Raw genomic sequence first — 21,768 nt, 5'->3', positions numbered from 1 at the left:
GATTGTTTTTTATACTATGAAATTAGTGAATTCAGATTTAAACCTCATAAAAGTGTCTTAATTTTTAATAGATAATCTGCTTTCACTTTTGCTTGCGGTTTTGTTTGTTTACTTTTGAAATATTCAATAACTGCTTCTCGTTAAGTTGCCATTTCGACCATAACCAGTCACCTGAAACTTAATGATAAGTAACGTAAAATACGATTAAAACATGAAATACGATTTAATAGACAACAAGCTTTTTATAAAAAACCGCAAAAACTTTATGGCCCAAATGAAGCCTAATAGTTTAGCCGTATTTAACTCTAATGATATTTACCCAATAAGCGCAGATAGTACATTACCTTTTGCGCAACATCGCGATATTTTTTATTTAAGTGGTGTAGATCAGGAAGAAAGTATTTTGGTTTTATTTCCAGATTGTCCAAAAGCAAAGCATCGCGAAATTTTGTTTTTAAAAGAAACCAATGAGCATATTGCCGTCTGGGAGGGTGAAAAACTGACTAAAGACAAAGCCTTTGAAACCTCTGGTGTAAAAACCGTGTACTGGTTACAAGACATGGAAAAAGTTATGTTTGAACTGATGACGCAATGCGACACTGTTTACATTAACACCAATGAACATTACAGAGCAAATGTTGAAACAGAAACGCGTGAAGACCGTTTTACAAAATGGATAAGAGATAGGTATCCTGCACATAGTGTAGCCAAAAGTAATCCTATTTTACAACGCTTACGCTCCGTTAAAGACCCGCTTGAGATTGACTTAATGCAAAAAGCGTGTAATATTACAGAAAAAGCCTTCCGTAGAGTTTTAAGCTTTGTTAAACCTGGAGTATGGGAATATGAAATTGAAGCTGAAATGATGCACGAATTTCTAAGAAACCGCTCTAAAGGCTTTGCTTACACTCCAATTATTGCCTCAGGTAATAATGCCAATGTGCTGCATTATATTGAAAATAATCAGCAATGTAAAGATGGTGACTTAATTCTATTTGATACTGCAGCAGAATACGCTAATTACTCTAGTGATTTGAGTAGAACGATCCCTGTTTCAGGTAGATATAACGATAGACAAAAAGCTGTTTATAATGCTGTAAACAGAGTAAAAAACGAAGCAACTAAAATTCTAGTTCCAGGCACACTGTGGGAACAGTACCATATTGAAGTTGGCAAACTGATGACCTCCGAACTATTAGGACTTGGATTACTAGACAAAGCCGATGTGCAAAATGAGAATCCAGATTGGCCAGCCTACAAAAAATATTTTATGCATGGCACCTCTCACCATATTGGATTAGACACACACGATTATGGTTTATTACACGAACCAATGCAAGCCAACATGGTATTTACTGTAGAGCCTGGTATTTATATTCCAGATGAAGGCTTTGGTATCCGTTTAGAGGATGATGTAGTGATACAAGAACAAGGTGAACCTTTTAATTTGATGCGTAATATTCCTATTGAAGCTGAAGAAATTGAGGAGTTGATGAATTCTTAGTATTACAAGAAAATGTATAAAAAAAAGGTGCAATAATTTGCACCTTTTCCTTTAATGCACCACCACGCTTTCTTCAAACACATATCGTTGTAACTTCTTCAAGGTTTCTAACTTATCACTTGTATTGACTAAGAGCGAAATATTATTGTTACTACCTCCATAAGCAATCATACGCACATTAACATCTTGAAGCACTTGAAAGAGCTCTGGTGTATCAGGATGATATATAATTTGATTTCCAACGAGACAAACAATACTCATATAGTCATCGATTTCCACGGTGGCGAATTTCTCTAATTCTTCGGTTATCGGTTCTAAATGCGTGGTATTATCAATAGTTAGTGAAACCGCGATTTCCGAAGTCGTAATCATGTCTATAGACGTTTCGTATTTTTCAAAGATTTCAAATACTTTCTTTAAAAACCCATGCGCCAATAACATACGAACGGACTTTATTTTTATAGCAGTAATATTGTCTTTGGCTGCAATAGCCTTGATACCTTCTCCATGAGTTTGGTTGGTGATTAATGTACCATGTGCAGTAGGAGCCATTGTGTTTTTTAGGCGTAACGGAATGTCTAAACTTCGAACAGGCATTACGGTTTGCGGATGCAATATTTTAGCCCCAAAATATGCTAGTTCTGCAGCCTCATCATAAGATAAATGTGATAAAGCTTTAGTATCATTTACAAAACGCGGATCGTTATTATGAAAACCGTCAATGTCTGTCCATATTTGAACCTCATCCGCTGCTATAGCTGCACCAATAATTGTTGCCGTATAATCACTACCTCCACGCTGAAGATTAGTCACTTGCCCAACGGCATCGAGACATATAAATCCTTGTGTAATATAAATATCGGCATCTTGATTTTGAAGCATTAAACGCTCTAAATTTTGTTTAATATAAAATAGGTCCGGTTCGTTAGTTCTATCAATACGCATAAAGTCTAAAGCTGGTAATAAACCAGCCTTCAACCCTTCTTGTTGCAACAATCTACTAAACATAAATGTGGATAACAACTCTCCATTAGCCACAATGGTATTATGTAGTCCAATAGAATGAGGTTGATGCACTGTTTTCAATAAAGCAGAAAAAACAGATACCACATAGGTGGTTACTTCTCGACGCAATGCCTTATCAGAAATTAAATCTACAACAGTAGCATTATAGGTTTGCTGCAAAGCCTTAATTTTAGTTGTCGCCGTTTGCAAGGCATTTGCCTTAATCAGTTCAGAAATCTCTACAAGAGCATTTGTAGTACCTGACATAGCGGAAAGTACTACAACTTTTTTTTCTTTTGTATTAATAATATCCTTAACATGATTCATGTTAACAACCGAACCTACCGACGTTCCTCCAAATTTATATACTAACATTTTCTACATTTTAGATAGCAAATGTAGAAACGACAAGAGTGAATTCATTAAAAATATAAAATTTAGTATAACTTTATACAAAATGTTAAATATATAACATTTTAAATTTGACGTTAACCTTTATACCGAAACAAACGCTCCACAGCTTTTTTAGTGGAAATCGATTTAGCATGCCAGGAAAAGGTTGTTTTAGAGTCTTTTTCCCATATGCATTCAAAATCATCGGGTGCACTGTATTCACTTATAAAGACTTGGTGACCTGCTTGGCTCTGTAATCGACACCATGCCCAAAATGCTTCATGATTAAAAGCGTCTCGATATTTTGTAGTTAAAGCATAAGGTGGATCACAATAAACAATGCTATGATTAGGAATTACTAGCTCTGTATACGATTTACAAGATAAAATAACATCTTTTAACTTAGGCACTTGTTTGGTTATGTTTCTATAATGTTCTCCCCAATAATCACGTTTACCTTGCTTATCGCGTCTGTAACCGGCAAACCACTTTCCTCCGAAAGAATTAAACCCTACATAACCTACCAAATGCTTAGGATAGGAATCTTGATTGTATTTAATATGCTTGTAATCGTCTTCACTCACTAACTGAGGTGGATCCCAATTTTCATAAATTAAAGCCTGCCACATTGCCATGAGTTCTTCATGCTGGTCATTGGCAATTCTTATTCCATCAACCTTATCAATAATATTCATACCTCCGGCAAAAGGCTCAAGATAAGCCTGATTCTCTTTTCTATTTTTCAGAATAATTGGTAATAAATCTTTTGCAAAGCGCGCTTTGCTTCCCATGTATTTCATGCGTTAATCCCTATTCTTTTTCAACTGTAAATCACCAAAATCGAAACTAAAATCAGTTATAGGAGCTATATAGTCCATGGTTGCAGATACAGCCTCACCCTTCTCATTAAAAGTAAACTTTACATATACATCGGCATCATAGCTTCTATCATTCCACTTTACCACAAAGGTTGTAGCATTTAATGGCAACAAAGTCCCAAACAATCTAGAAGAACGAATGCTCTTAATTGTATATCCTGTATTTGTATTATAAGAAACAACAACATCACCAAACCAGTCATCTGTATAAGTACCAATTATGTGTTCCGGTTTTGGTATTATTTTTAATCTTTTAGCCTCTTCAACCTTAGCGTATACATCGGCTTTTATACTGTCGTTATACTTAATATAATTAGCATTTTTAGTTCCATAATTTTCTAACCAGTTTCGGTCATCATAACCCAAATACGTATCTTTAATGGTATTGGTAATAGTGTTAAATGCAAATCCATTCATTTGATTTGTTAATACCACAATTCCCAAATCTAAATCAGGAATCATAGTAAACTGAGTAACTGTACCCAACAATCCTCCTGTATGATATACTTGTTTATATCCGCCTTTAACATCCGCGACGAACCAACCTAAACCATACCCTTTAAAATTAGAATCATAGGCATCATTAGGACTTACATTTAATGGAGTTTGCATTTGCCATAACTCGTAAAATTGTTTAGCACTTAATAAGCGCTCTCCATTTTCGGTTACAGCATCATTCATTAGGAATTTTGCCCAAGTTAACATATCTGTAACGTTGCTGACAATTCCACCAGCGGGATTTGCGGTTTCACTCCAATCATGCGGAATCTGTACCAACTCACCGTCAGCCATAGTATGTGCGTCAATAATATTAGATCGATCCGTAACCCTATTATAAGAAGCTTTACTGTGCACCATCCCAATAGGCTTCATAATTTTGGTCTCTATAAACTCTTCCCAAGACAATCCACTGGTTCGCTTAAGTACTTCACCTGCAATAATGAACATATTATTATTGTATTGAAACTCGCTTCTAAAAGAACTTTCAGGTTCTAAATATTTTACATTATTGATAATATCATCAACCGTAAAATCGCTACCCTCAGGAAAAAACATTAGATCACCAGCACCAAGCCCCAAACCACTGCGATGTACCACCAAATCTCTAACAGTAAACTCTTCTGTAACCCAAGCATCTTGCAATTGAAATTCAGGAATATGCTTCCGTACTTTATCATCCCAGTTTAGTTTACCAGCATCTACCATCATAGCTAACGCAAAACATGTAAATCCCTTGCTATTAGACGCCACACCAACCAAAGTTTCAGCATTCATGTTCTTTTTATTGCTAAGAGACCGCACACCATGTCCTTTAGCATAAACAATTTGCCCATCTTTATAGATACCAACAGAAATTCCAGGGACTTTAAATGTACTTAGCGTTTCTTCTATTAATTTATCGAGATGTTTTTCTTTGATTTGCGCATTTAAGAAGAATGCACCAACCATAAAAAACAGTATGCAGAGCCGTTTTAAAACCATTATATTTATAATTAAAATTGAATGTTGCCAAAGATACTAAATAGTTACTATGATTGATGACGAGAACAACTTTCAAAATATATCTTTGCAGCTATGATTTTAGATTACAAAAATAGCAGTATTCATTATACTGTTGAAGGTGATGGTGAAGCCATTGTTCTGCTTCATGGATTTTTAGAAAACGTTGATATGTGGCAAGATCTAACATTACACTTTGTTAAACATTACAAGGTGATATGTATTGATTTATTAGGACACGGTAAAACGGATTGCATAGGCTATATACACACTATGGAAGCTATGGCAGAAGCTGTTTTCGCGGTTTTAGAACATATAGATATTAAAAAAGCACATGTCGTTGGCCATTCTATGGGAGGTTATGTAGCCTTAGCACTTGCCGAGAAACAACCAAATTTGTTTCAGGCACTTTGCTTAATGAACTCTACTTTTGAGGCTGATGATATTGAAAGAAAACAAATTAGAACGCGTGCCGCTGCGATGGCACAACAAAATTATGAAGTACTCGTAAAGATGTCTTTTGCTAATTTATTTGTACCAGAAAGCAAAATAAAATTTGATGATGCATACAATAAAGCACTTTCCATAGCACTAGACACTCCGATACAAGGCTATATCGCTGCACAAGAAGGCATGAAACGTAGACCAGATCGATTTGATACATTTCATAATTTAAAAAGCAAAAAATTAATTATTGTTGGCAGAAAGGACACCCTTATTGATATCGACACAATTAAAGAAAAAGTAAAAAATACAGACATTGATTTTACAGTCTTTTCTGAAGGGCATATGAGCTATATTGAGAATAAAAAAGAATTATCTTACAAATTATTACATTTTATCGAAAAATAAACCACTTAAACGTTCTGTGTCAAATATTTTTCTAAGTTTACTACAGAGATTATTTAATAAATTGTAAACCATGTTATTATGACACCTACCAAAATCTACTGTGATCTATTTGGACATAATTATCAAGTTACCAAAAACGTCACTAACCATGTAAAAGAGTATACTTGTAAATGCTGTAAAAAACAACTTACCACAAACAGCAACGGCACGCTTACAGAGTTAACGGCTAAATATCAAGATATTAATTCGGCATTAGAGCGTATATATAACAATAAATTGATGCGTTTAAAGCAAAAAAGACTCAGTTCGTCGATTTATTAATTGTTAATAACTTTTTAGAAGCTAATTTTCTTATATTTAAATCCCTACATAAAGTTGATAATATCTCTAAGAAAGCTAGTTAATGAAAAACCTTTATTGCTCATTATTTGGTCACGATTTTAAAGTTTCCAAAAATGTTACTTATCACGTTAAAGAGTATAAGTGTAAAAATTGTAAAACAGAAATGACCATTGATGGCAATGGAAAATTTATCCCTCTCACTCCAAAGTTTAAAGAAATAAATAGCGTATTACACCGTGTCCATAATAAGCGATTAGAAAAAGGACAAAAACTTTTTATGCTTGATCTTTAAGTGCATTCCAACCTTTAGCAATAATCGGTATTTTCTCATCGGCTCTTGTCACTAAGTGCATGCCTCTGTCTTCTTCTGTCATATAGCCAATAACTGTTAAATTTGGATTGCCCTTTATTTTAGGAAAATCTTCCTGGGAAATTGTCATCAACAGTTCATAATCCTCTCCACCATTTAAAGCAATTGTGGTACTGTCTATATTAAACTCCTCACAGGTCGAAATCACTTGAGGATCTAAAGGGATTTTTGCTTCATACAAATCTACACCAACCTTACTTTGTTTACATAAATGTATGACCTCAGAAGAAATACCATCACTCACATCGATCATACTTGTTGGTTTTACCTCTAACTCTTTCAATAATTCTACAATATCTTTTCGAGCTTCAGGTTTTAATTGACGTTCAATGATATAAGTATACATTGATAAATCGGGTTGATTATTGGGGTTTACTTTAAAAACCTCCTTTTCACGTTCTAAAACTTGCAATCCCATATAAGCACCACCTAGATCACCTGTAACAACTAACAAGTCATTTGGCTTAGCGCCAGACCTTAATACTTCAGCTCCCTTTTCGACCTCACCAATTGCTGTGACCGAAATAATTAAACCAGAATTGGAAGACGTTGTATCACCACCTACAACATCGACGTTATATATTTGAGCAGCAGTAGTAATCCCTGCATAAAGTTCTTCTAATGCCTCTAATGGAAAACGATTAGAAACAGCAATAGAAACTGTTACTTGCGTTGCTACAGCATTCATTGCATAGATATCAGAAAGATTAACTACCAAAGCCTTATAACCTAAATGCTTTAAAGGTGCGTAACTCAAATCAAAATGGACACCTTCTACAAGCAAATCCGTAGAAACAACGACTTGCTTTTTATCAAAATTTAAGACAGCAGCATCGTCACCTATACTTTTTACAGTAGATTTATGAGTCACTTTAAAATGATCCGTAAGATGCTCAATTAACTTAAACTCTCCTAATTCACTTAAAGGAGTACGACGTGGGTTTTTATCTTCAATCATAGTGCAAAAATATTATGCTTTTTTTGAATAGATTGCATATAAAGAATTATTTATTACTTATTTAACTCAAATATAGTAATCCAAACCCAAAAACATTTTGTTTCCCACCTCGTTACTAGACTAATAAGACCATATTTTTAATTGGTTTTTTGTAAAAAATAGTGCTAAAAAACTCAGATTTTAAAATATTACATGCATTTCATCGAAAAATCGTGTATTTGGACTTGTTTTAGATATCATTTTTTAAATTGCCCTACCCTAAGTTTACGAAAATGAAACCAAACCCTACTAAAGTACTACCGTGTGCCATTTTTGGCCATAATTATCAAAGATCTAAAACCAATATCGATCACACAATAGAAATGACATGTTCGCACTGTGATACGGTTGTAATGACAGATCGCCACGGAAATTTTGAAACTATTACAGTTTCTAACACGCAAATTGCAGATACTTTGCAAGAATTATACCGTCTTACGAGACGTTTATCCAAAGAAAAAGTTGCGGTATAATTTTACCCTCTTCTTGTTATAGCTGATATAGCTAAACACTATGAAACCATATGCTAATATAATGTTAGTACCTATGGTAAAACCCTTGTTATATCGTATATTTGCATTCTATTTAGAACAAATCTTGTTAAACGATATGATTAAGGTATCTGATCACGCAAAAAATAAAGTCATAGAACTTATGACTGACGATGGCTACGACCCAAGCACAGACTACGTTAGAGTAGGTGTAAAGAGTGGAGGCTGTTCTGGTTTGTCATATGATTTAAAATTTGACAAAATACAGGCTGAAGACGATAAGGTATTTGAAGCAAATGATATTAAAATCATTGTTGACAAAAAGAGCTTCCTTTACCTTATTGGCACTACTCTAGAATATTCTGGAGGCTTAAACGGAACTGGTTTCGTTTTTAATAACCCTAATGCCAACCGAACGTGCGGTTGTGGTGAATCCTTTTCACTTTAAAAAATTCAAACAAAAACATGTCAAAATATACTGAAGACGACTTAAGGGAAGAGTTAAAAACCAAAGAATATGAATACGGTTTTTATACAGATATTGAATCTGAAACATTTCCTGTTGGACTTAATGAAGAAATTGTAATTGCCATTTCTAAAAAGAAGGAAGAACCAGAGTGGATGACCCAATGGCGTTTAGAGGCGTTTAAAGTTTGGAAAGAAATGACTGAGCCAGATTGGGCTAATGTAAATTATGACAAACCAGATTTTCAAGCTATCTCATATTACTCTGCACCAAACAGCAAACCAAAATATGATAGTATAGATGAAGTAGACCCAGAATTATTAGCCACTTTTGAAAAACTAGGTATTTCTTTAGATGAGCAAAAGAAACTGGCTGGTGTTGCAATGGATGTCGTTGTAGATTCCGTTTCTGTAGCTACAACATTTAAAGAAACTTTAGGTGAAAAAGGTATCATCTTTATGAGTATTTCTGAAGCTATTAAGGAGCACCCTGAGTTAGTTAAGAAATATCTCGGTACAGTTGTACCACAAAAAGACAACTTTTATGCAGCATTAAATTCTGCGGTATTTAGTGACGGCTCATTTTGTTACATTCCAAAAGGTGTACGATGCCCAATGGAATTATCTACCTACTTTAGAATTAACCAAGCAGGAACAGGACAGTTTGAAAGAACACTGGTTATTGCAGACGAAGGTAGTTACGTTTCTTACTTAGAAGGTTGTACAGCACCAAGTAGAGATGAAAATCAATTACATGCAGCAGTTGTAGAACTTATTGCCCTAGATGATGCTGAAATAAAATACTCAACGGTACAAAACTGGTTTCCAGGTAATGCCGAAGGTAAAGGTGGTGTATTTAATTTTGTAACCAAAAGAGGACTTTGTGAGAAAAATGCAAAAATCTCATGGACCCAAGTTGAAACTGGCTCTGCAGTAACTTGGAAATATCCAAGTTGTGTATTAAAAGGAGACAATTCAGTTGGAGAGTTCTACTCTATTGCCGTAACCAACAATTATCAGCAAGCTGATACAGGCACTAAAATGATTCATTTAGGAAAAAACACTAAATCAACCATTATATCTAAAGGTATTTCTGCAGGTAAATCACAAAACTCATACAGAGGCTTAGTACAAATTAACGCACGTGCAGAAAATGCACGAAACTTTTCACAGTGTGATAGTTTGTTAATGGGTAATGAATGTGGAGCGCATACTTTTCCTTATATCGAAGCCAAGAATAAAAGTGCCATGATTGAGCATGAAGCTACTACAAGTAAAATTGGAGAAGATCAAATTTTTTACTGTAACCAACGTGGTATAGATACCGAAAAAGCGATTGCACTTATCGTCAATGGTTTTAGTAAAGAGGTTCTAAACAAATTACCTATGGAATTTGCGGTAGAAGCTCAAAAATTATTAGAAATCAGCTTAGAAGGTTCTGTCGGATAATCTAATTGAATTATTATAAAATGAAAAAAATCAACCTCATTATCATTTTAGCGTTAACAATTTTCGCTTGTAAAAACGAAACCAAACAAAATGTTGACTTAGAAGAAAATAGAGCCAAGTCTTACGACCAAAATGATGGATTCATTACCATAAAAGGAGATTTTGTATACTTCGCAGATGCCGCCGTTTTACAAACACCAAAGGAAATTTATGGTGTTGTAATCGATGAGAATATGCACGTTTTAAACAAGCAAGCCAAAGCATTTAAATCCGAACCAACAGATATGGTGCCCGTAACAGTAAGAGTTAGAAAATTTAAAAAAGAAAAAAACGAAGAGGGCTGGCCATACCGCGTAGAAATTAAAGAAATTTTAAAGGTGGAAGCACCAGACCCTAATAAAGAAGACGTTATAAAATTAGCAAACTAAAACTATGTTAAAGATCAATAACTTACATGCAAATGTAGAGGACAAAAGTATATTAAAAGGTATCAATCTTGAGGTAAAACCAGGAGAAGTTCATGCTATAATGGGACCTAATGGCTCAGGAAAAAGTACACTAGCTTCTGTAATTGCAGGTAAAGAAGAATATGAAGTTACCGAAGGTAATATATTGCTAGACGATGAAGATATTGAAGAATTATCAGCAGAAGAACGCGCTCATAAAGGAGTCTTTCTATCATTTCAATATCCTGTTGAAATTCCTGGAGTAAGTGTCACTAACTTTATGAGAACAGCTATAAATGAAACTCGTAAAGCAAAAGGCTTGGAAGACATGCCTGCAAAGGATATGTTAAAAATGATCCGTGATAAATCTGAACTTCTAGAAATTGATCGTAAATTTTTATCGCGTTCACTCAATGAAGGGTTTTCTGGTGGTGAGAAAAAGAGAAATGAAATCTTTCAAATGGCTATGTTAGAACCAAAATTAGCCATCTTAGATGAAACCGATTCTGGTTTAGACATCGATGCACTTCGTATTGTTGCTAATGGCGTTAATAAATTAAAATCTAAAGATAACGCAGTTATAGTCATTACACATTACCAAAGATTACTAGATCATATTGTTCCAGATTTTGTTCATGTATTATACAACGGAAAAATTGTAAAATCAGGAGGGAAAGAATTAGCCCATGAGCTAGAAGCAAAAGGTTACGACTGGATAAAAGAAGAAGTAAACGCCTAAATCTCTGTTTGTCGTTCTTGCAAATGCAGGAATTCATCCGAGATTTAACGTAAAATTAAAAAGATTCCTGACATCGCAGGAATGACAGAAATATGGAATTAAAAGAAAAATTAGTATCATCATTTATGGCATTTGAGGACACCGTAGACGTGCACTCAACCATACATGATATCCGTACTGAAGCTATAAAGAGTTTTGAAGCCGAAGGATTTCCTACTAAGAAATTAGAGGATTGGAAGTACACTTCGTTAAATTCAGTTTTAAAACATGATTACAGTGTGTTTCCTAAAAATGAAAACGCACTAGAATTTAAAGACATAAAGAAATATTTTATTCATGAAATTGATTCATATAAAATCATTTTTGTCGATGGTAAATATTCTTCACATTTATCTCAAACCACACATGATGGCTTAGATGTTTGTTTAATGTCTGCAGCGTTAACAAAACCTAAATACAAAGTAATAATTGATAATTATTTCAATAAAATTGCTTCTAAAGATGGCTTAACCTCTTTAAATACGGCATTCTCCCAAGAAGGTGCGTATATTAATATCCCAAAGAATAAGGTCGTTGAAAAACCAATTCAGATTATTCACTTTTCAACAGGAAATGAAGCAGCATTAATGTTACAACCGCGTAACTTAATTGTGGTGAATGAAAATGCACACGTTCAGATTATAGAACGTCATCAAAGTTTAACAGACCACCCAGTTTTAACCAACTCTGTAACTGAAATTTTTACCAACAAACGCGCCATCGTAGATTATTATAAAATTCAGAATGATCAGCAGAGCGCTTCTTTAATTGATAATACGTATGTTAATCAAAAACAAGAAAGTTTAGCGAAAGTGCACACGTTTTCATTTGGCGGTAAATTAACTCGAAATAATCTTAACTTTTATCAAAATGGTGAGCGCATAGACTCTACCATGAAAGGAATTACCATTATTGGAAATAAGCAACACGTAGACCACAATACTTTAGTCCATCATATTGAACCTAATTGCGAAAGTCACCAAGACTATAAAGGTATTTTTGATGGAAATGCAACAGGAGTGTTTAATGGCAAAGTGGTCGTTGAAAAATTAGCACAGAAAACGAATGCATTTCAGGCTAATAACAATATTTTAATCAGCGATAAAGCTACAATTAACACTAAGCCTCAATTAGAGATTTTTGCAGATGATGTAAAATGTTCTCATGGTTGTACCATTGGGCAATTAGATGAAAGTGCCATGTTCTATTTACGTTCAAGAGGTATTCCTGAAAAAGAGGCGCGCGCTTTATTGATGTTTGCTTTCAGTAATAACGTTTTAGATTCAGTAAAAATTCCTGAAATTAAAAATAGAATTACTAAGATTATTGCTAAGAAATTAGGGGTGAATATTGGATTTAATTTATAAAGTATAAATATGAATTGTTAGTGTTACGCACTAGCGACACTTATTTACTTAAAATTTTAATAAAAAAAACCTCAAAGACTTAAAAACCTTTGAGGTTTCAGTTTTAAAGAAACCTATGATAGACGTACAACACATAAGAAAAGACTTCCCAATCCTTAACCGAATAGTTAACGGGAAACCACTCATCTATTTTGATAATGCTGCAACTTCGCAAACCCCTCAGCAAGTCATTGATGTTATTGTGGATTATTACAGTAATTACAATGCGAATATTCACAGAGGAGTCCATAGTTTAAGTCAAGAAGCTACGGATGCTTATGAGCAAGCACGAATAAAAATTCAGAAGCATTTTAATGCTAAACATCCTCACGAGATCATCTACACGTCTGGCACAACAGATAGTATTAATTTAGTTGCTAATGGTTTTTCGTCATTATTAAAAAAAGACGATGAGATTATAGTATCTGCCTTAGAACATCACAGCAATATTGTACCTTGGCAAATGCTTTGCGAACGCACAGGCGCAAGTTTAAAGGTGATTCCTATGAATGAGGAAGGCGAATTAATCTTGTCTGATTTCGATGCGCTTTTAAATGACCATACAAAACTGGTTTTTGTAAATCATATTTCAAATGCTTTAGGCACTATAAACTCAATTGAATACATTATAGACGAAGCTCACAAGGTTGGTGCCGCTGTTTTAGTTGATGGTGCCCAATCGTGTCCGCATATAAAACCAGATGTTCAAGCCTTAGATGTTGACTTTTACGTGTGTTCTGCTCATAAATTATGTGGACCAACAGGTGTAGGTATGCTCTACGGAAAAGAAGACTGGCTAAACAAACTACCACCATACCAAGGTGGAGGCGAGATGATTGCAGAAGTTTCTTTTGAAAAAACGACCTACGCAGCCTTACCTCATAAATTTGAAGCTGGTACACCAAATATTTGTGGTGGTATTGCCTTTGGTGCTGCTATTGATTATATGAACTCTATTGGTTTTGATAACATTGCCAAATACGAACATGAACTTTTAGAATACGCAACCGAACAATTACAAAAAATTGAAGGTTTAAAAATCTACGGAACGGCCAAAGAAAAAACCTCAGTGATTTCATTTAATGTTGGTAACATTCACCCTTATGATATTGGAACTATCTTAGATAAAATGGGAATCGCTGTCCGTACAGGTCATCATTGTGCGCAACCAATCATGGATTTTTATAACATTCCTGGAACTGTAAGAGCATCCTTTATGTTTTACAATACCAAAAAAGAAATTGATACCTTTATTGTTGCGCTTAAAAAGGCAGTTATGATGCTATCATAGACTTTGGCATTAAACGTGTATCTTACTGATTATTTAAAACAATGCAACATGAAGTTTATAATTAGCTTATTTACTCTTTTATTAACCGTTAGCTCTTGTGACTCCTTTAAAAAAGGGATTGAAAACAGTGCAACTATGCAAGATACACTTTCAAGAACTTATTACATCACTCAAATGGGAAACACAGATGTTTCGCTTAACAAACTCGTTATTTCATTTGATGAAACAACAAATAAAGTAACTGGATTTGCTGGTTGCAATAGTTTCTTTGGAAGTTATTCTTTAGAAAATAACAGTATAACATTTAGCAATATTGCAACTTCAAAAAAAATGTGTCAAAAAGACATAACAACAGTTGAACGTCAATTCTTAAAAACTTTAAATTCAACAAATTCGATTTCAATAGACCATACTACTATTTCATTTTCAGAAAATGGTAATACCTTATTTAAAGCAACAAGCCATATGGTTGCCTCAAAAAAAAGCGCGACTTCAAACGACAGCGACACCTATAAAACCGCTGTAAAATATAAAACATTAACACGAGGAGCGTTTGATTTTATATTAATTTCAAAAGACGAAATTTTAATTTCAACTGATCAAAATCTTCAAACTATTACCACTCACGGCATTGCTCCTTCAGATTGGGCCGTTCTTAAAACCTTAATAGAGGCTGTTAATTTAGAAACGCTTCAAAAATTAAAACCACCTTCTCAAAACTATCAATTCGACGGATCTCCTCAAGCGACTTTAACTATTCAAATAGGAGATATAGAATATCCATCAATTGCGTTTGACCATGGAAATCCACCCAAAGAAATCAAACCTTTAGTTAATAAAGTGTTATCGATAAAAGAAAAAACTGTAAAACAGTAGCTATTTTGTAATTTTGTAGAAAAGAATGAGACTATGACCATTGAAGACGTACAAAACGAAATTATTGATGAGTTCGCTATGTTTGAAGATTGGGAAGAACGTTACCAATACATGATAGACCTAGGTAAGGACTTACCATTAATAGACGAAAAATATAAAACTGAAGATAATATTATAAAAGGTTGCCAAAGTAAGGTATGGGTCCACGCCAATATGGTAGACAACAAGGTAAACTTTACTGCAGATAGCGATGCTATTATTACCAAAGGTATTATAGCCATATTAATTAGAGCTTTTTCTAATCAACACCCAGAAGCTATCATTAATGCCAACACCGATTTTATAGATAAAATAGGTTTAAAAGAACACTTATCGCCTACGCGAGCTAATGGCTTGGTAAGTATGATAAAACAATTAAAACTATATGCGATTGCATACCAAACACAATTAAATTAGTGTATAACATTATAAAAGCCTTTGCTTTAACAAAACAGTTATATATTTAAAACTATACACATGAGCGACACAACTATAGATACAGCAGTATTAGGAGAAAAAATATTAAGGGTTATAAAAACAATTTACGATCCAGAAATTCCAGTAGATATCTATGAATTGGGATTAATCTACGATGTTTTTATTAACGAAGATTACGAAGTTAAAATTCTAATGACCTTAACAACTCCAAATTGTCCTGTAGCTGAAACACTGCCACTTGAGGTTGAAGAAAAAATAAAATCTATCAACGAGGTTAAGGATGCTGAAGTAGAAATCACCTTCGATCCACCTTGGTCTCAAGAATTAATGAGTGAAGAAGCCAAGTTAGAGCTTGGGATGCTTTAACTAATACTTATAAATGCCAAGACGCAATCCTACCTCCATAAAAGACGATAAAAAAAAGAGCATTAAATCTTCGTTTGATGCTCTAGTTTATATTCCTAGATTCTTTAAGGAAATATGGAAAGTAAATAAAAGTCTTTTTCTATTATCTGCATTTTGTAGACTCATAGGCGCATTGCTTCCTGTTATTATTTTATGGATAGGTAAACTCATTATAGATGAAATTGTTTTACAAATTTCATTAGATAATCCAGACTACTATACACTCTGGACCTATGTTGCTGCAGAATTTGGCTTAATCATTCTTTCCGATTTAATAAGCAGAGCTATTGCTTTAACAGATGGTTTACTTGGTGATGAATACAACATTGCTACTTCAGTAACTATTATAAAAAAAACCAACCAGATTAACATAAGCCTATTAGAGGACTCGGAATTCTATGATAAATTAGAACGTGCCAGAACCCAAACCACAGGCAGAGTTGCCTTAATGTCTAACGTTTTAGGACAAGCACAGAGCACCATTTCTATTACTACGCTTATTGCTGGTTTAATTTACTTTGAACCGTATTTAATTATATTACTTGTACTGAGTATTATTCCATCGTTTATAAATGAAATCCGTTATAGCCAAAGACAATATTCATTAGCCCGAAGCTGGACGTCTGAGCGTCGTGAGTTAGATTATTTAAGATTTATAGGGGCCAATGATAAAACAGCTAAAGAGATTAAACTTTTTGGACTCACTGATTTCGTAGTAGATCGATTTAAAAACCTTTCAGAGGAATATTACCAACTGAATAAGACCCTTTCGATTAAGCGATCTGCCTTGGGCTTTTTGTTTAATGTATTAGGATCATTAAGTTACTATGGAGCGTACGTGTTTATCATATACCGTGTGCTTTCTGGCGCAATTACACTAGGTGAATTAACCTTTTTATCAGGCTCTTTTAATCGCTTAATGCGTAACCTTCAAGACTTCTTTTCTAAATTCACTCGTATTTCTGAAAGCGCGTTGTATTTAAAGGATTATTTCGATTTTATCGATATTTCAGTCAAGCCCAAAACACAAGAAGATTTACCTTTACCACAACACATTAAAACTGGTTTTGAATTTAAAAATGTTCACTTTGCATATCCAAATTCTGATAATGAAATCCTAAAAGGCATTAACTTTGAGTTAAAGGCTGGAGAAAAACTCGCTTTTGTGGGACAGAATGGAGCCGGAAAAACCACGTTAATTAAGGTGTTATTGCGTTTCTACGAACCAACTTCAGGCGAAATCTTATTGGATGGCGTTAATATTAACCGTTTTAATTTGGCTGAATATCAAGAGTTTTTCGGAGTCATTTTTCAAGATTTCTTTAGATACGAATTTACTGTAAGAGAAAACATAGCCATTGGAAATATTGACGAATTAGATAATCAATCAAAAATAGAAAATGCTGCAGAATTAAGTTTAGCCAATGATGTTGTTGCAGAGTTAAAGCAAGGCTACAATCAGCAACTTGGAAAACGTTTTTCTAACGGGCAAGAATTATCAGGTGGACAATGGCAAAAAGTAGCCTTGGCCAGAGCCTATATGAAAAGCGCTGAAGTTATGATTTTAGACGAACCAACTTCAGCTCTAGATGCCAGAGCAGAAAGTGACGTTTTTGGTCGTTTTATCGGTTTAACCGAAGGCAAAACAAGTATTATTATTTCGCATCGATTTAGTACGGTTCGTCAAGCCGATAGGATTCTGGTATTAGAAAATGGCAAAGTATTAGAAATCGGTACCCATGAAGAACTCATGAAAAACGAAGCCTTATACGCAGAATTGTTTACACTACAGGCAGAAGGCTATCAGTAAATCAATTACCTTTGTATTATGAAAGAAGAGATAATTAATAGAGTTGCAAATAGCAAACTAAAAGTTATAGATTTAGAAGACTACTACCCTAAAGGAGAACGGGTTCTTTTTGATATTAAAGATTGGTTGCTAGAAGGTTTAGTTCTTAGAGAAAAAGACTTTAGAGTGTTTGTTTCGGAGCACAATTGGGAGCAGTATAAAGATTGCTACGTAGCCTTACATTGTTCTACCGATGCCATAGTACCAGATTGGGCATATATGCTTATTTCTATTGCCCTTAGAGACCATGCTAAGCTTACTATCATTGGATCGCTTAATGATTTAGAATCCATTTTATATACGCAAATTATTAGCAATTTGGAGGTAAGTGAATATAAAGACTTACCTGTAATAATTAAAGGATGCTCTCATAAACCTGTCCCATCAAATGCGTTAATATTACTCTCTCAAAAGTTAAAACCTTTTGCAAAATCTATTATGTTTGGAGAAGCGTGCTCATCGGTTCCTTTATATAAAAAACGCTAAAATCTTTAAAACCTTAAAGTTTTATTAAAAACTATTTTGGTGTTTGCTCTATAAAAAGAAACAAAATAGTTTTACATTTTAGAGTTCTTAAAAGAAGTAAAAAAAGCCTTTAGAATGTTTTATGTAACGCTTATAAAATGTGACCTCATTTAATAAGCCGTGTCTAAGAATAAAGTAAGTTAATTAATGTAACCTAAAACAACTAAAAATTAAAAATTACTTATTATGAATATGAATAAAAAATTACTTTTATCAGCATCTTTAATGTTTGCCGTTAGCTTTGGTTTTTCTCAGACAAAAGAAGAACTTCAAGCTCAAAAAGCCGAGAAACAAGCTCAAGCGGACAAATTTCAAGGAGAAGCCAATGCACTACAAGCACAAATTGATGCCTTACCAGGTTGGAGAGTAGGTGCTTTTGGTACTATTGGAGGAAGCTTATCTGAATTTAACGATTGGTACTCACAAGGAACACCAAATAATAGTTCTGGTAACATTGGTGTGTCTTTTAATGCATTTGCTAATAAAATTGAAGCAAAATATTTTTGGAGAAACGCATTAACTACAAATTTTGCATGGGTAAAATTAGATGATAAAGATGACGCAACAGACAGTGATTCTTTTGAATCTACAACAGATGTTTTTAATATCTCTTCACTTTACGGTTATAAATTAACTGAAAAAATTGCAGTTTCTGCATTAGGTGAGTATAGAACAACGGTATTAGACAACTTTAATGACCCAGGATACTTAGACCTTGGTGTTGGTGCGACTTGGACTCCAATAGAAAATTTAATCGTAGTAGTTCACCCATTAAACTACAACTTCGTTTTTGCTGATGATGATACTATTTTTGAATCTTCTCTAGGTGCTAAAATTGTAGCAGATTATACAAGACAAATTGGTGCTATCCACTTTAAAACTAACTTATCTGCATTTCAAAGCTATGAATCTTCAGATTTATCTAACGTAACTTGGACCAACTCATTTAGTTACAAGTTATGGAAAATGATTGGTGTTGGTTTTGACTTTGGTTTACGTAGCAACAAGCAAGAGGCTTTAGATTACTCTATTAATACCTTAGGTAACACTACTGAAACATTTGATTCTGTAGATAACAAAATACAATCTTACTATACTGTTGGTTTAACTTACGCGTTCTAACATTAGTTTAAATAAAATAGAAAAACCTGTCTAGATTAAAATTTAGACAGGTTTTTTTTGCTTAATCGTTAACCTAGTTAAAGGTTTTCTTCTTATTCTTCTTTTTAAAGAGTCGTTTAATAAAACCATCACGTTTTGTAGGCTCACAATCTAAATCACTTAGCACTTGTTCTGAAGGTTTTTCAAATTGCGCTTTAGTAATAGAATTAAAGTCTGTGTCTTTATTTAACTTTTGATAGAACTTAGCAAAAATCGGCAAAGCGGAATTAGAACCTTGACCCAAGCTTGTAGACTTAAATCCTATAGCGTGATTGTCGTTACCAACCCAAGTAATAGTCACCAAATTTGGTGTTAATCCAACAAACCATCCATCCTTGTTATCTTGCGTTGTTCCTGTTTTTCCTGCAATTTCATTTTCTAACCCATAGGTACTTCTTAATCGTCTTGCTGTTCCTTTATTCACAGTAGACTTCATCATTTCTAAAAGAACCTGTCTGGTATACGCGCTGTAGGCTTCTTCTTTAGAAATTTCGGGTTCAAAAGTTGCTATAACATTTCCAAATTTATCCTCTATTTTAGTAATATAATAAGGCTTTACAGATTTTCCTTTGTTGAGATAACTCGCATAAGCACCAGTTAAATCCTTTAAACTTATTTCTGCCACTCCGAGTGCTAATGACGGTTCGTTGGGTAGTGTTTTAGAAATTCCTAGTTTTTTTACTTGCTCTAAAACTTTAGGGATACCAATTTCTTCTAAAACTTTAACAGAAATGGTATTTACCGAATTGCTCAAGGCATTTTCTAATGTATAATTAATATATGGGTCTTCTTCTCCGCTTCCAGAGTTTGTGGGTGTCCAATTATCATAATCAGTATAAGTCACTTTATTTAGTGAAAAGTATGTACAAGGGCTTAGATTATTATCAATCGCAGCCGTATACACAAAGGGTTTAAAAGTAGAACCTACTTGGCGCTCACTTTGCGAAATATGATCGTATTTAAAATATCTGTAATCTATGCCGCCAACATACGCTCTTACTGCACCCGTGGTTGGCTCAATTGATAACATGCCAGTGTTTAAAAACTTTAAATAATGTTTTAGACTGTCTATGGCTGACAAATTTTTAATCGTATCACCTCTCCAGCTAAACACATCGATAGGACGTTTTAGCTGTAACGAATCTTTAATCTGTGTTTGAGACCACCCTTTTTCTTTATAATACTTCACCTTGGCCAGTTTAGAAATGGCACTTTCTAGAAGTTTCGAATTTTTGTTCCACGGAGAGTCATTTCCATACGAAATTTCAAAATCAGCTTGAAGCTTACTCATGTGCTCTTTCATGGCCATTTCTGCCAATTGCTGCATTTTAAAATCTAAAGTGGTATGCACAATTAGGCCATCTTTATAGAGATCATATTTTTCTCCATCTGGTGTTTTTAATGTATCTATAATTGACTCTAATTGCTTTTTTACTTCGGCTCTAAAATATGGAGCTATCCCCAAATCATGATTAAAGGAACGGTAATCTAAACGTTGTTCTTGCTTAGAATAATAATCTAATGAATCTTTAGAAAGGTACCCATAATTAACCATTTGTTTTAAAACAACATTTCTTCGATTTCTACTGCGCTCTATATATACTCTTGGATTGTAATAGGTATTAGCTTTTAAGGTACCTACTAAGGTTGCTGCTTCATTAATAGAAATATCATTAACCGACTTATTAAAGAATTTAAGAGAGGCACTTTCAATACCGTACGTGTTATCTGAAAACGGAACTGTATTGAGATATAATGTTATAATCTCTTCTTTAGAATACACAGACTCTATACGTTTGGCCACAATAGACTCTTTAAATTTATTGATTAGCATGCTAAATATTGCATAGTGCTTTCTGCCGTATAGATTTTTAGCCAATTGAAGTGTAATTGTACTTCCACCTCCCGCAGATTTATCTCTTAGAATTAAACTCTTTACAAACACACGCATTAAACTGATATTATCAATACCATCGTGTTCGTAAAAACGAGAATCTTCAGTAGCCACCAAAGCGTCGATAAGGTGTTTTGGTAAATCGGTATATGCAATAGGTTGCCTATCGAAAATATAGTATTTGCCAATTAAGGTTTGGTCTTTATCTAATAATTGGGTGGCTTGCTCTTGCTTTATAGAGCTTATATCGTCTACGGTTGGTACTTTTCCGAACAGACCTAGATATATACTAACATAAAGACCTATTAAAAAAAGAAGGATAAGAGAGCTAACTATAACAATCCATTTTATCCATTTATTCCGAAAAACTTTTTTAACTGAACTGATATATGTACTCATAAAGATTATAAAAAC

At 33.9% G+C, this 21,768-nt stretch carries 22 protein-coding genes; 17 read left to right on the top strand and 5 right to left on the bottom strand.

Features of this window, described 5'->3' with window-relative positions:
* Positions 1–211 precede the first annotated feature (211 nt).
* A complete protein-coding gene (locus tag C8N41_RS03905; RefSeq protein ID WP_115838291.1) occupies positions 212–1,504 on the top strand; it encodes an aminopeptidase P family protein in 1,293 nt (430 codons plus the stop codon).
* Between the two features lie 51 nt (positions 1,505–1,555).
* On the opposite strand, the gene C8N41_RS03900 is transcribed toward C8N41_RS03905, so the two are convergent.
* The 3 genes from C8N41_RS03900 to C8N41_RS03890 all read right to left on the bottom strand — a co-directional run bounded on the left by C8N41_RS03900 (position 1,556) and on the right by C8N41_RS03890 (position 5,262).
* Positions 1,556–2,884 carry an aspartate kinase gene (locus C8N41_RS03900; RefSeq protein WP_115838290.1) on the bottom strand — a complete coding sequence of 443 codons (1,329 nt, stop codon included), beginning with the start codon at positions 2,882–2,884 and terminating at the stop codon, positions 1,556–1,558.
* Positions 2,885–2,997: 113 nt separating this feature from the next.
* Positions 2,998–3,702 (bottom strand): DNA adenine methylase, encoded by a 705-nt coding sequence (locus tag C8N41_RS03895; protein WP_092445584.1) that lies wholly within the window; start codon positions 3,700–3,702, stop codon positions 2,998–3,000.
* A 3-nt stretch (positions 3,703–3,705) separates the two neighbouring features.
* A complete protein-coding gene (locus C8N41_RS03890) occupies positions 3,706–5,262 on the bottom strand; it encodes a serine hydrolase (protein WP_115838289.1) in 1,557 nt (518 codons plus the stop codon).
* Between the two features lie 93 nt (positions 5,263–5,355).
* Between C8N41_RS03890 and C8N41_RS03885 the strand changes: the two genes are divergently transcribed.
* The 3 genes from C8N41_RS03885 to C8N41_RS03875 all read left to right on the top strand — a co-directional run bounded on the left by C8N41_RS03885 (position 5,356) and on the right by C8N41_RS03875 (position 6,766).
* Positions 5,356–6,132 (top strand): alpha/beta fold hydrolase, encoded by a 777-nt coding sequence (locus C8N41_RS03885; protein WP_115838288.1) that lies wholly within the window; start codon positions 5,356–5,358, stop codon positions 6,130–6,132.
* Between the two features lie 78 nt (positions 6,133–6,210).
* On the top strand, positions 6,211–6,453 hold the full coding sequence (locus C8N41_RS03880) for a hypothetical protein (protein ID WP_092445590.1): 243 nt from the start codon (positions 6,211–6,213) through the stop codon (positions 6,451–6,453).
* An 82-nt stretch (positions 6,454–6,535) separates the two neighbouring features.
* The gene (locus tag C8N41_RS03875; RefSeq protein ID WP_092445592.1) at positions 6,536–6,766 is read left to right on the top strand and encodes a hypothetical protein; all 231 of its coding nucleotides are present in this window, start codon (positions 6,536–6,538) and stop codon (positions 6,764–6,766) included.
* On the opposite strand, the gene thiL is transcribed toward C8N41_RS03875, so the two are convergent.
* A complete protein-coding gene (gene thiL / locus C8N41_RS03870) occupies positions 6,750–7,802 on the bottom strand; it encodes a thiamine-phosphate kinase (protein WP_115838287.1) in 1,053 nt (350 codons plus the stop codon). The genes C8N41_RS03875 and thiL overlap by 17 nt on opposite strands.
* A 272-nt stretch (positions 7,803–8,074) precedes the next feature.
* Here thiL and C8N41_RS03865 point away from each other — a divergent pair, with 272 nt between their 5' ends.
* The 13 genes from C8N41_RS03865 to C8N41_RS03805 all read left to right on the top strand — a co-directional run bounded on the left by C8N41_RS03865 (position 8,075) and on the right by C8N41_RS03805 (position 19,421).
* On the top strand, positions 8,075–8,314 hold the full coding sequence (locus tag C8N41_RS03865) for a hypothetical protein (RefSeq protein ID WP_092445596.1): 240 nt from the start codon (positions 8,075–8,077) through the stop codon (positions 8,312–8,314).
* 136 nt (positions 8,315–8,450) lie between these two features.
* Positions 8,451–8,780 carry a HesB/IscA family protein gene (locus C8N41_RS03860; RefSeq protein WP_092447749.1) on the top strand — a complete coding sequence of 110 codons (330 nt, stop codon included), beginning with the start codon at positions 8,451–8,453 and terminating at the stop codon, positions 8,778–8,780.
* Between the two features lie 17 nt (positions 8,781–8,797).
* On the top strand, positions 8,798–10,246 hold the full coding sequence (sufB, locus tag C8N41_RS03855) for a Fe-S cluster assembly protein SufB (RefSeq protein ID WP_115838286.1): 1,449 nt from the start codon (positions 8,798–8,800) through the stop codon (positions 10,244–10,246).
* A gap of 20 nt (positions 10,247–10,266) precedes the next feature.
* Positions 10,267–10,674 carry a hypothetical protein gene (locus C8N41_RS03850; RefSeq protein WP_092445599.1) on the top strand — a complete coding sequence of 136 codons (408 nt, stop codon included), beginning with the start codon at positions 10,267–10,269 and terminating at the stop codon, positions 10,672–10,674.
* 4 nt (positions 10,675–10,678) lie between these two features.
* A complete protein-coding gene (gene sufC, locus C8N41_RS03845) occupies positions 10,679–11,431 on the top strand; it encodes a Fe-S cluster assembly ATPase SufC (protein ID WP_115838285.1) in 753 nt (250 codons plus the stop codon).
* 92 nt (positions 11,432–11,523) lie between these two features.
* Positions 11,524–12,837 (top strand): Fe-S cluster assembly protein SufD, encoded by a 1,314-nt coding sequence (gene sufD / locus C8N41_RS03840; RefSeq protein ID WP_115838284.1) that lies wholly within the window; start codon positions 11,524–11,526, stop codon positions 12,835–12,837.
* Positions 12,838–12,952: 115 nt separating this feature from the next.
* A complete protein-coding gene (locus tag C8N41_RS03835) occupies positions 12,953–14,167 on the top strand; it encodes an aminotransferase class V-fold PLP-dependent enzyme (protein ID WP_115838283.1) in 1,215 nt (404 codons plus the stop codon).
* A gap of 48 nt (positions 14,168–14,215) precedes the next feature.
* The gene (locus C8N41_RS03830) at positions 14,216–15,043 is read left to right on the top strand and encodes an META domain-containing protein (RefSeq protein WP_115838282.1); all 828 of its coding nucleotides are present in this window, start codon (positions 14,216–14,218) and stop codon (positions 15,041–15,043) included.
* Between the two features lie 33 nt (positions 15,044–15,076).
* Entirely contained in the window at positions 15,077–15,499 is a 423-nt protein-coding gene (locus C8N41_RS03825) for a SufE family protein (RefSeq protein ID WP_092445617.1), read from the top strand.
* Positions 15,500–15,559: 60 nt separating this feature from the next.
* On the top strand, positions 15,560–15,886 hold the full coding sequence (locus tag C8N41_RS03820; RefSeq protein WP_092445619.1) for an iron-sulfur cluster assembly protein: 327 nt from the start codon (positions 15,560–15,562) through the stop codon (positions 15,884–15,886).
* 13 nt (positions 15,887–15,899) lie between these two features.
* A complete protein-coding gene (locus tag C8N41_RS03815) occupies positions 15,900–17,735 on the top strand; it encodes an ABC transporter ATP-binding protein (protein WP_115838281.1) in 1,836 nt (611 codons plus the stop codon).
* An 18-nt stretch (positions 17,736–17,753) separates the two neighbouring features.
* Positions 17,754–18,260, top strand: a complete 507-nt coding sequence (locus C8N41_RS03810; protein ID WP_115838280.1) for a DUF2480 family protein — start codon at positions 17,754–17,756, stop codon at positions 18,258–18,260.
* A gap of 231 nt (positions 18,261–18,491) precedes the next feature.
* The gene (locus tag C8N41_RS03805) at positions 18,492–19,421 is read left to right on the top strand and encodes a DUF3078 domain-containing protein (protein ID WP_115838279.1); all 930 of its coding nucleotides are present in this window, start codon (positions 18,492–18,494) and stop codon (positions 19,419–19,421) included.
* A gap of 73 nt (positions 19,422–19,494) precedes the next feature.
* On the opposite strand, the gene C8N41_RS03800 is transcribed toward C8N41_RS03805, so the two are convergent.
* Entirely contained in the window at positions 19,495–21,753 is a 2,259-nt protein-coding gene (locus C8N41_RS03800; RefSeq protein WP_170137083.1) for a transglycosylase domain-containing protein, read from the bottom strand.
* Between the last annotated feature and the right edge of the window lie 15 nt (positions 21,754–21,768).

This window comes from Winogradskyella sediminis (assembly GCF_003387355.1).
Classification (GTDB): Bacteria; Bacteroidota; Bacteroidia; order Flavobacteriales; family Flavobacteriaceae; genus Winogradskyella; species Winogradskyella sediminis.
This window is presented reverse-complemented; position numbering and strand designations above follow the sequence as displayed.

What these genes read in the sequence shown, in the direction of transcription:
- C8N41_RS03905 (WP_115838291.1), top strand. Translation starts at nt 212, where the DNA reads ATGAAATACGATTTAATAGACAACAAGCTTTTTATAAAAAACCGCAAA.
- C8N41_RS03900 (WP_115838290.1), bottom strand. Translation starts at nt 2,884, where the DNA reads ATGTTAGTATATAAATTTGGAGGAACGTCGGTAGGTTCGGTTGTTAAC.
- C8N41_RS03895 (WP_092445584.1), bottom strand. Translation starts at nt 3,702, where the DNA reads ATGAAATACATGGGAAGCAAAGCGCGCTTTGCAAAAGATTTATTACCA.
- C8N41_RS03890 (WP_115838289.1), bottom strand. Translation starts at nt 5,262, where the DNA reads ATGGTTTTAAAACGGCTCTGCATACTGTTTTTTATGGTTGGTGCATTC.
- C8N41_RS03885 (WP_115838288.1), top strand. Translation starts at nt 5,356, where the DNA reads ATGATTTTAGATTACAAAAATAGCAGTATTCATTATACTGTTGAAGGT.
- C8N41_RS03880 (WP_092445590.1), top strand. Translation starts at nt 6,211, where the DNA reads ATGACACCTACCAAAATCTACTGTGATCTATTTGGACATAATTATCAA.
- C8N41_RS03875 (WP_092445592.1), top strand. Translation starts at nt 6,536, where the DNA reads ATGAAAAACCTTTATTGCTCATTATTTGGTCACGATTTTAAAGTTTCC.
- thiL (WP_115838287.1), bottom strand. Translation starts at nt 7,802, where the DNA reads ATGATTGAAGATAAAAACCCACGTCGTACTCCTTTAAGTGAATTAGGA.
- C8N41_RS03865 (WP_092445596.1), top strand. Translation starts at nt 8,075, where the DNA reads ATGAAACCAAACCCTACTAAAGTACTACCGTGTGCCATTTTTGGCCAT.
- C8N41_RS03860 (WP_092447749.1), top strand. Translation starts at nt 8,451, where the DNA reads ATGATTAAGGTATCTGATCACGCAAAAAATAAAGTCATAGAACTTATG.
- sufB (WP_115838286.1), top strand. Translation starts at nt 8,798, where the DNA reads ATGTCAAAATATACTGAAGACGACTTAAGGGAAGAGTTAAAAACCAAA.
- C8N41_RS03850 (WP_092445599.1), top strand. Translation starts at nt 10,267, where the DNA reads ATGAAAAAAATCAACCTCATTATCATTTTAGCGTTAACAATTTTCGCT.
- sufC (WP_115838285.1), top strand. Translation starts at nt 10,679, where the DNA reads ATGTTAAAGATCAATAACTTACATGCAAATGTAGAGGACAAAAGTATA.
- sufD (WP_115838284.1), top strand. Translation starts at nt 11,524, where the DNA reads ATGGAATTAAAAGAAAAATTAGTATCATCATTTATGGCATTTGAGGAC.
- C8N41_RS03835 (WP_115838283.1), top strand. Translation starts at nt 12,953, where the DNA reads ATGATAGACGTACAACACATAAGAAAAGACTTCCCAATCCTTAACCGA.
- C8N41_RS03830 (WP_115838282.1), top strand. Translation starts at nt 14,216, where the DNA reads ATGAAGTTTATAATTAGCTTATTTACTCTTTTATTAACCGTTAGCTCT.
- C8N41_RS03825 (WP_092445617.1), top strand. Translation starts at nt 15,077, where the DNA reads ATGACCATTGAAGACGTACAAAACGAAATTATTGATGAGTTCGCTATG.
- C8N41_RS03820 (WP_092445619.1), top strand. Translation starts at nt 15,560, where the DNA reads ATGAGCGACACAACTATAGATACAGCAGTATTAGGAGAAAAAATATTA.
- C8N41_RS03815 (WP_115838281.1), top strand. Translation starts at nt 15,900, where the DNA reads ATGCCAAGACGCAATCCTACCTCCATAAAAGACGATAAAAAAAAGAGC.
- C8N41_RS03810 (WP_115838280.1), top strand. Translation starts at nt 17,754, where the DNA reads ATGAAAGAAGAGATAATTAATAGAGTTGCAAATAGCAAACTAAAAGTT.
- C8N41_RS03805 (WP_115838279.1), top strand. Translation starts at nt 18,492, where the DNA reads ATGAATAAAAAATTACTTTTATCAGCATCTTTAATGTTTGCCGTTAGC.
- C8N41_RS03800 (WP_170137083.1), bottom strand. Translation starts at nt 21,753, where the DNA reads ATGAGTACATATATCAGTTCAGTTAAAAAAGTTTTTCGGAATAAATGG.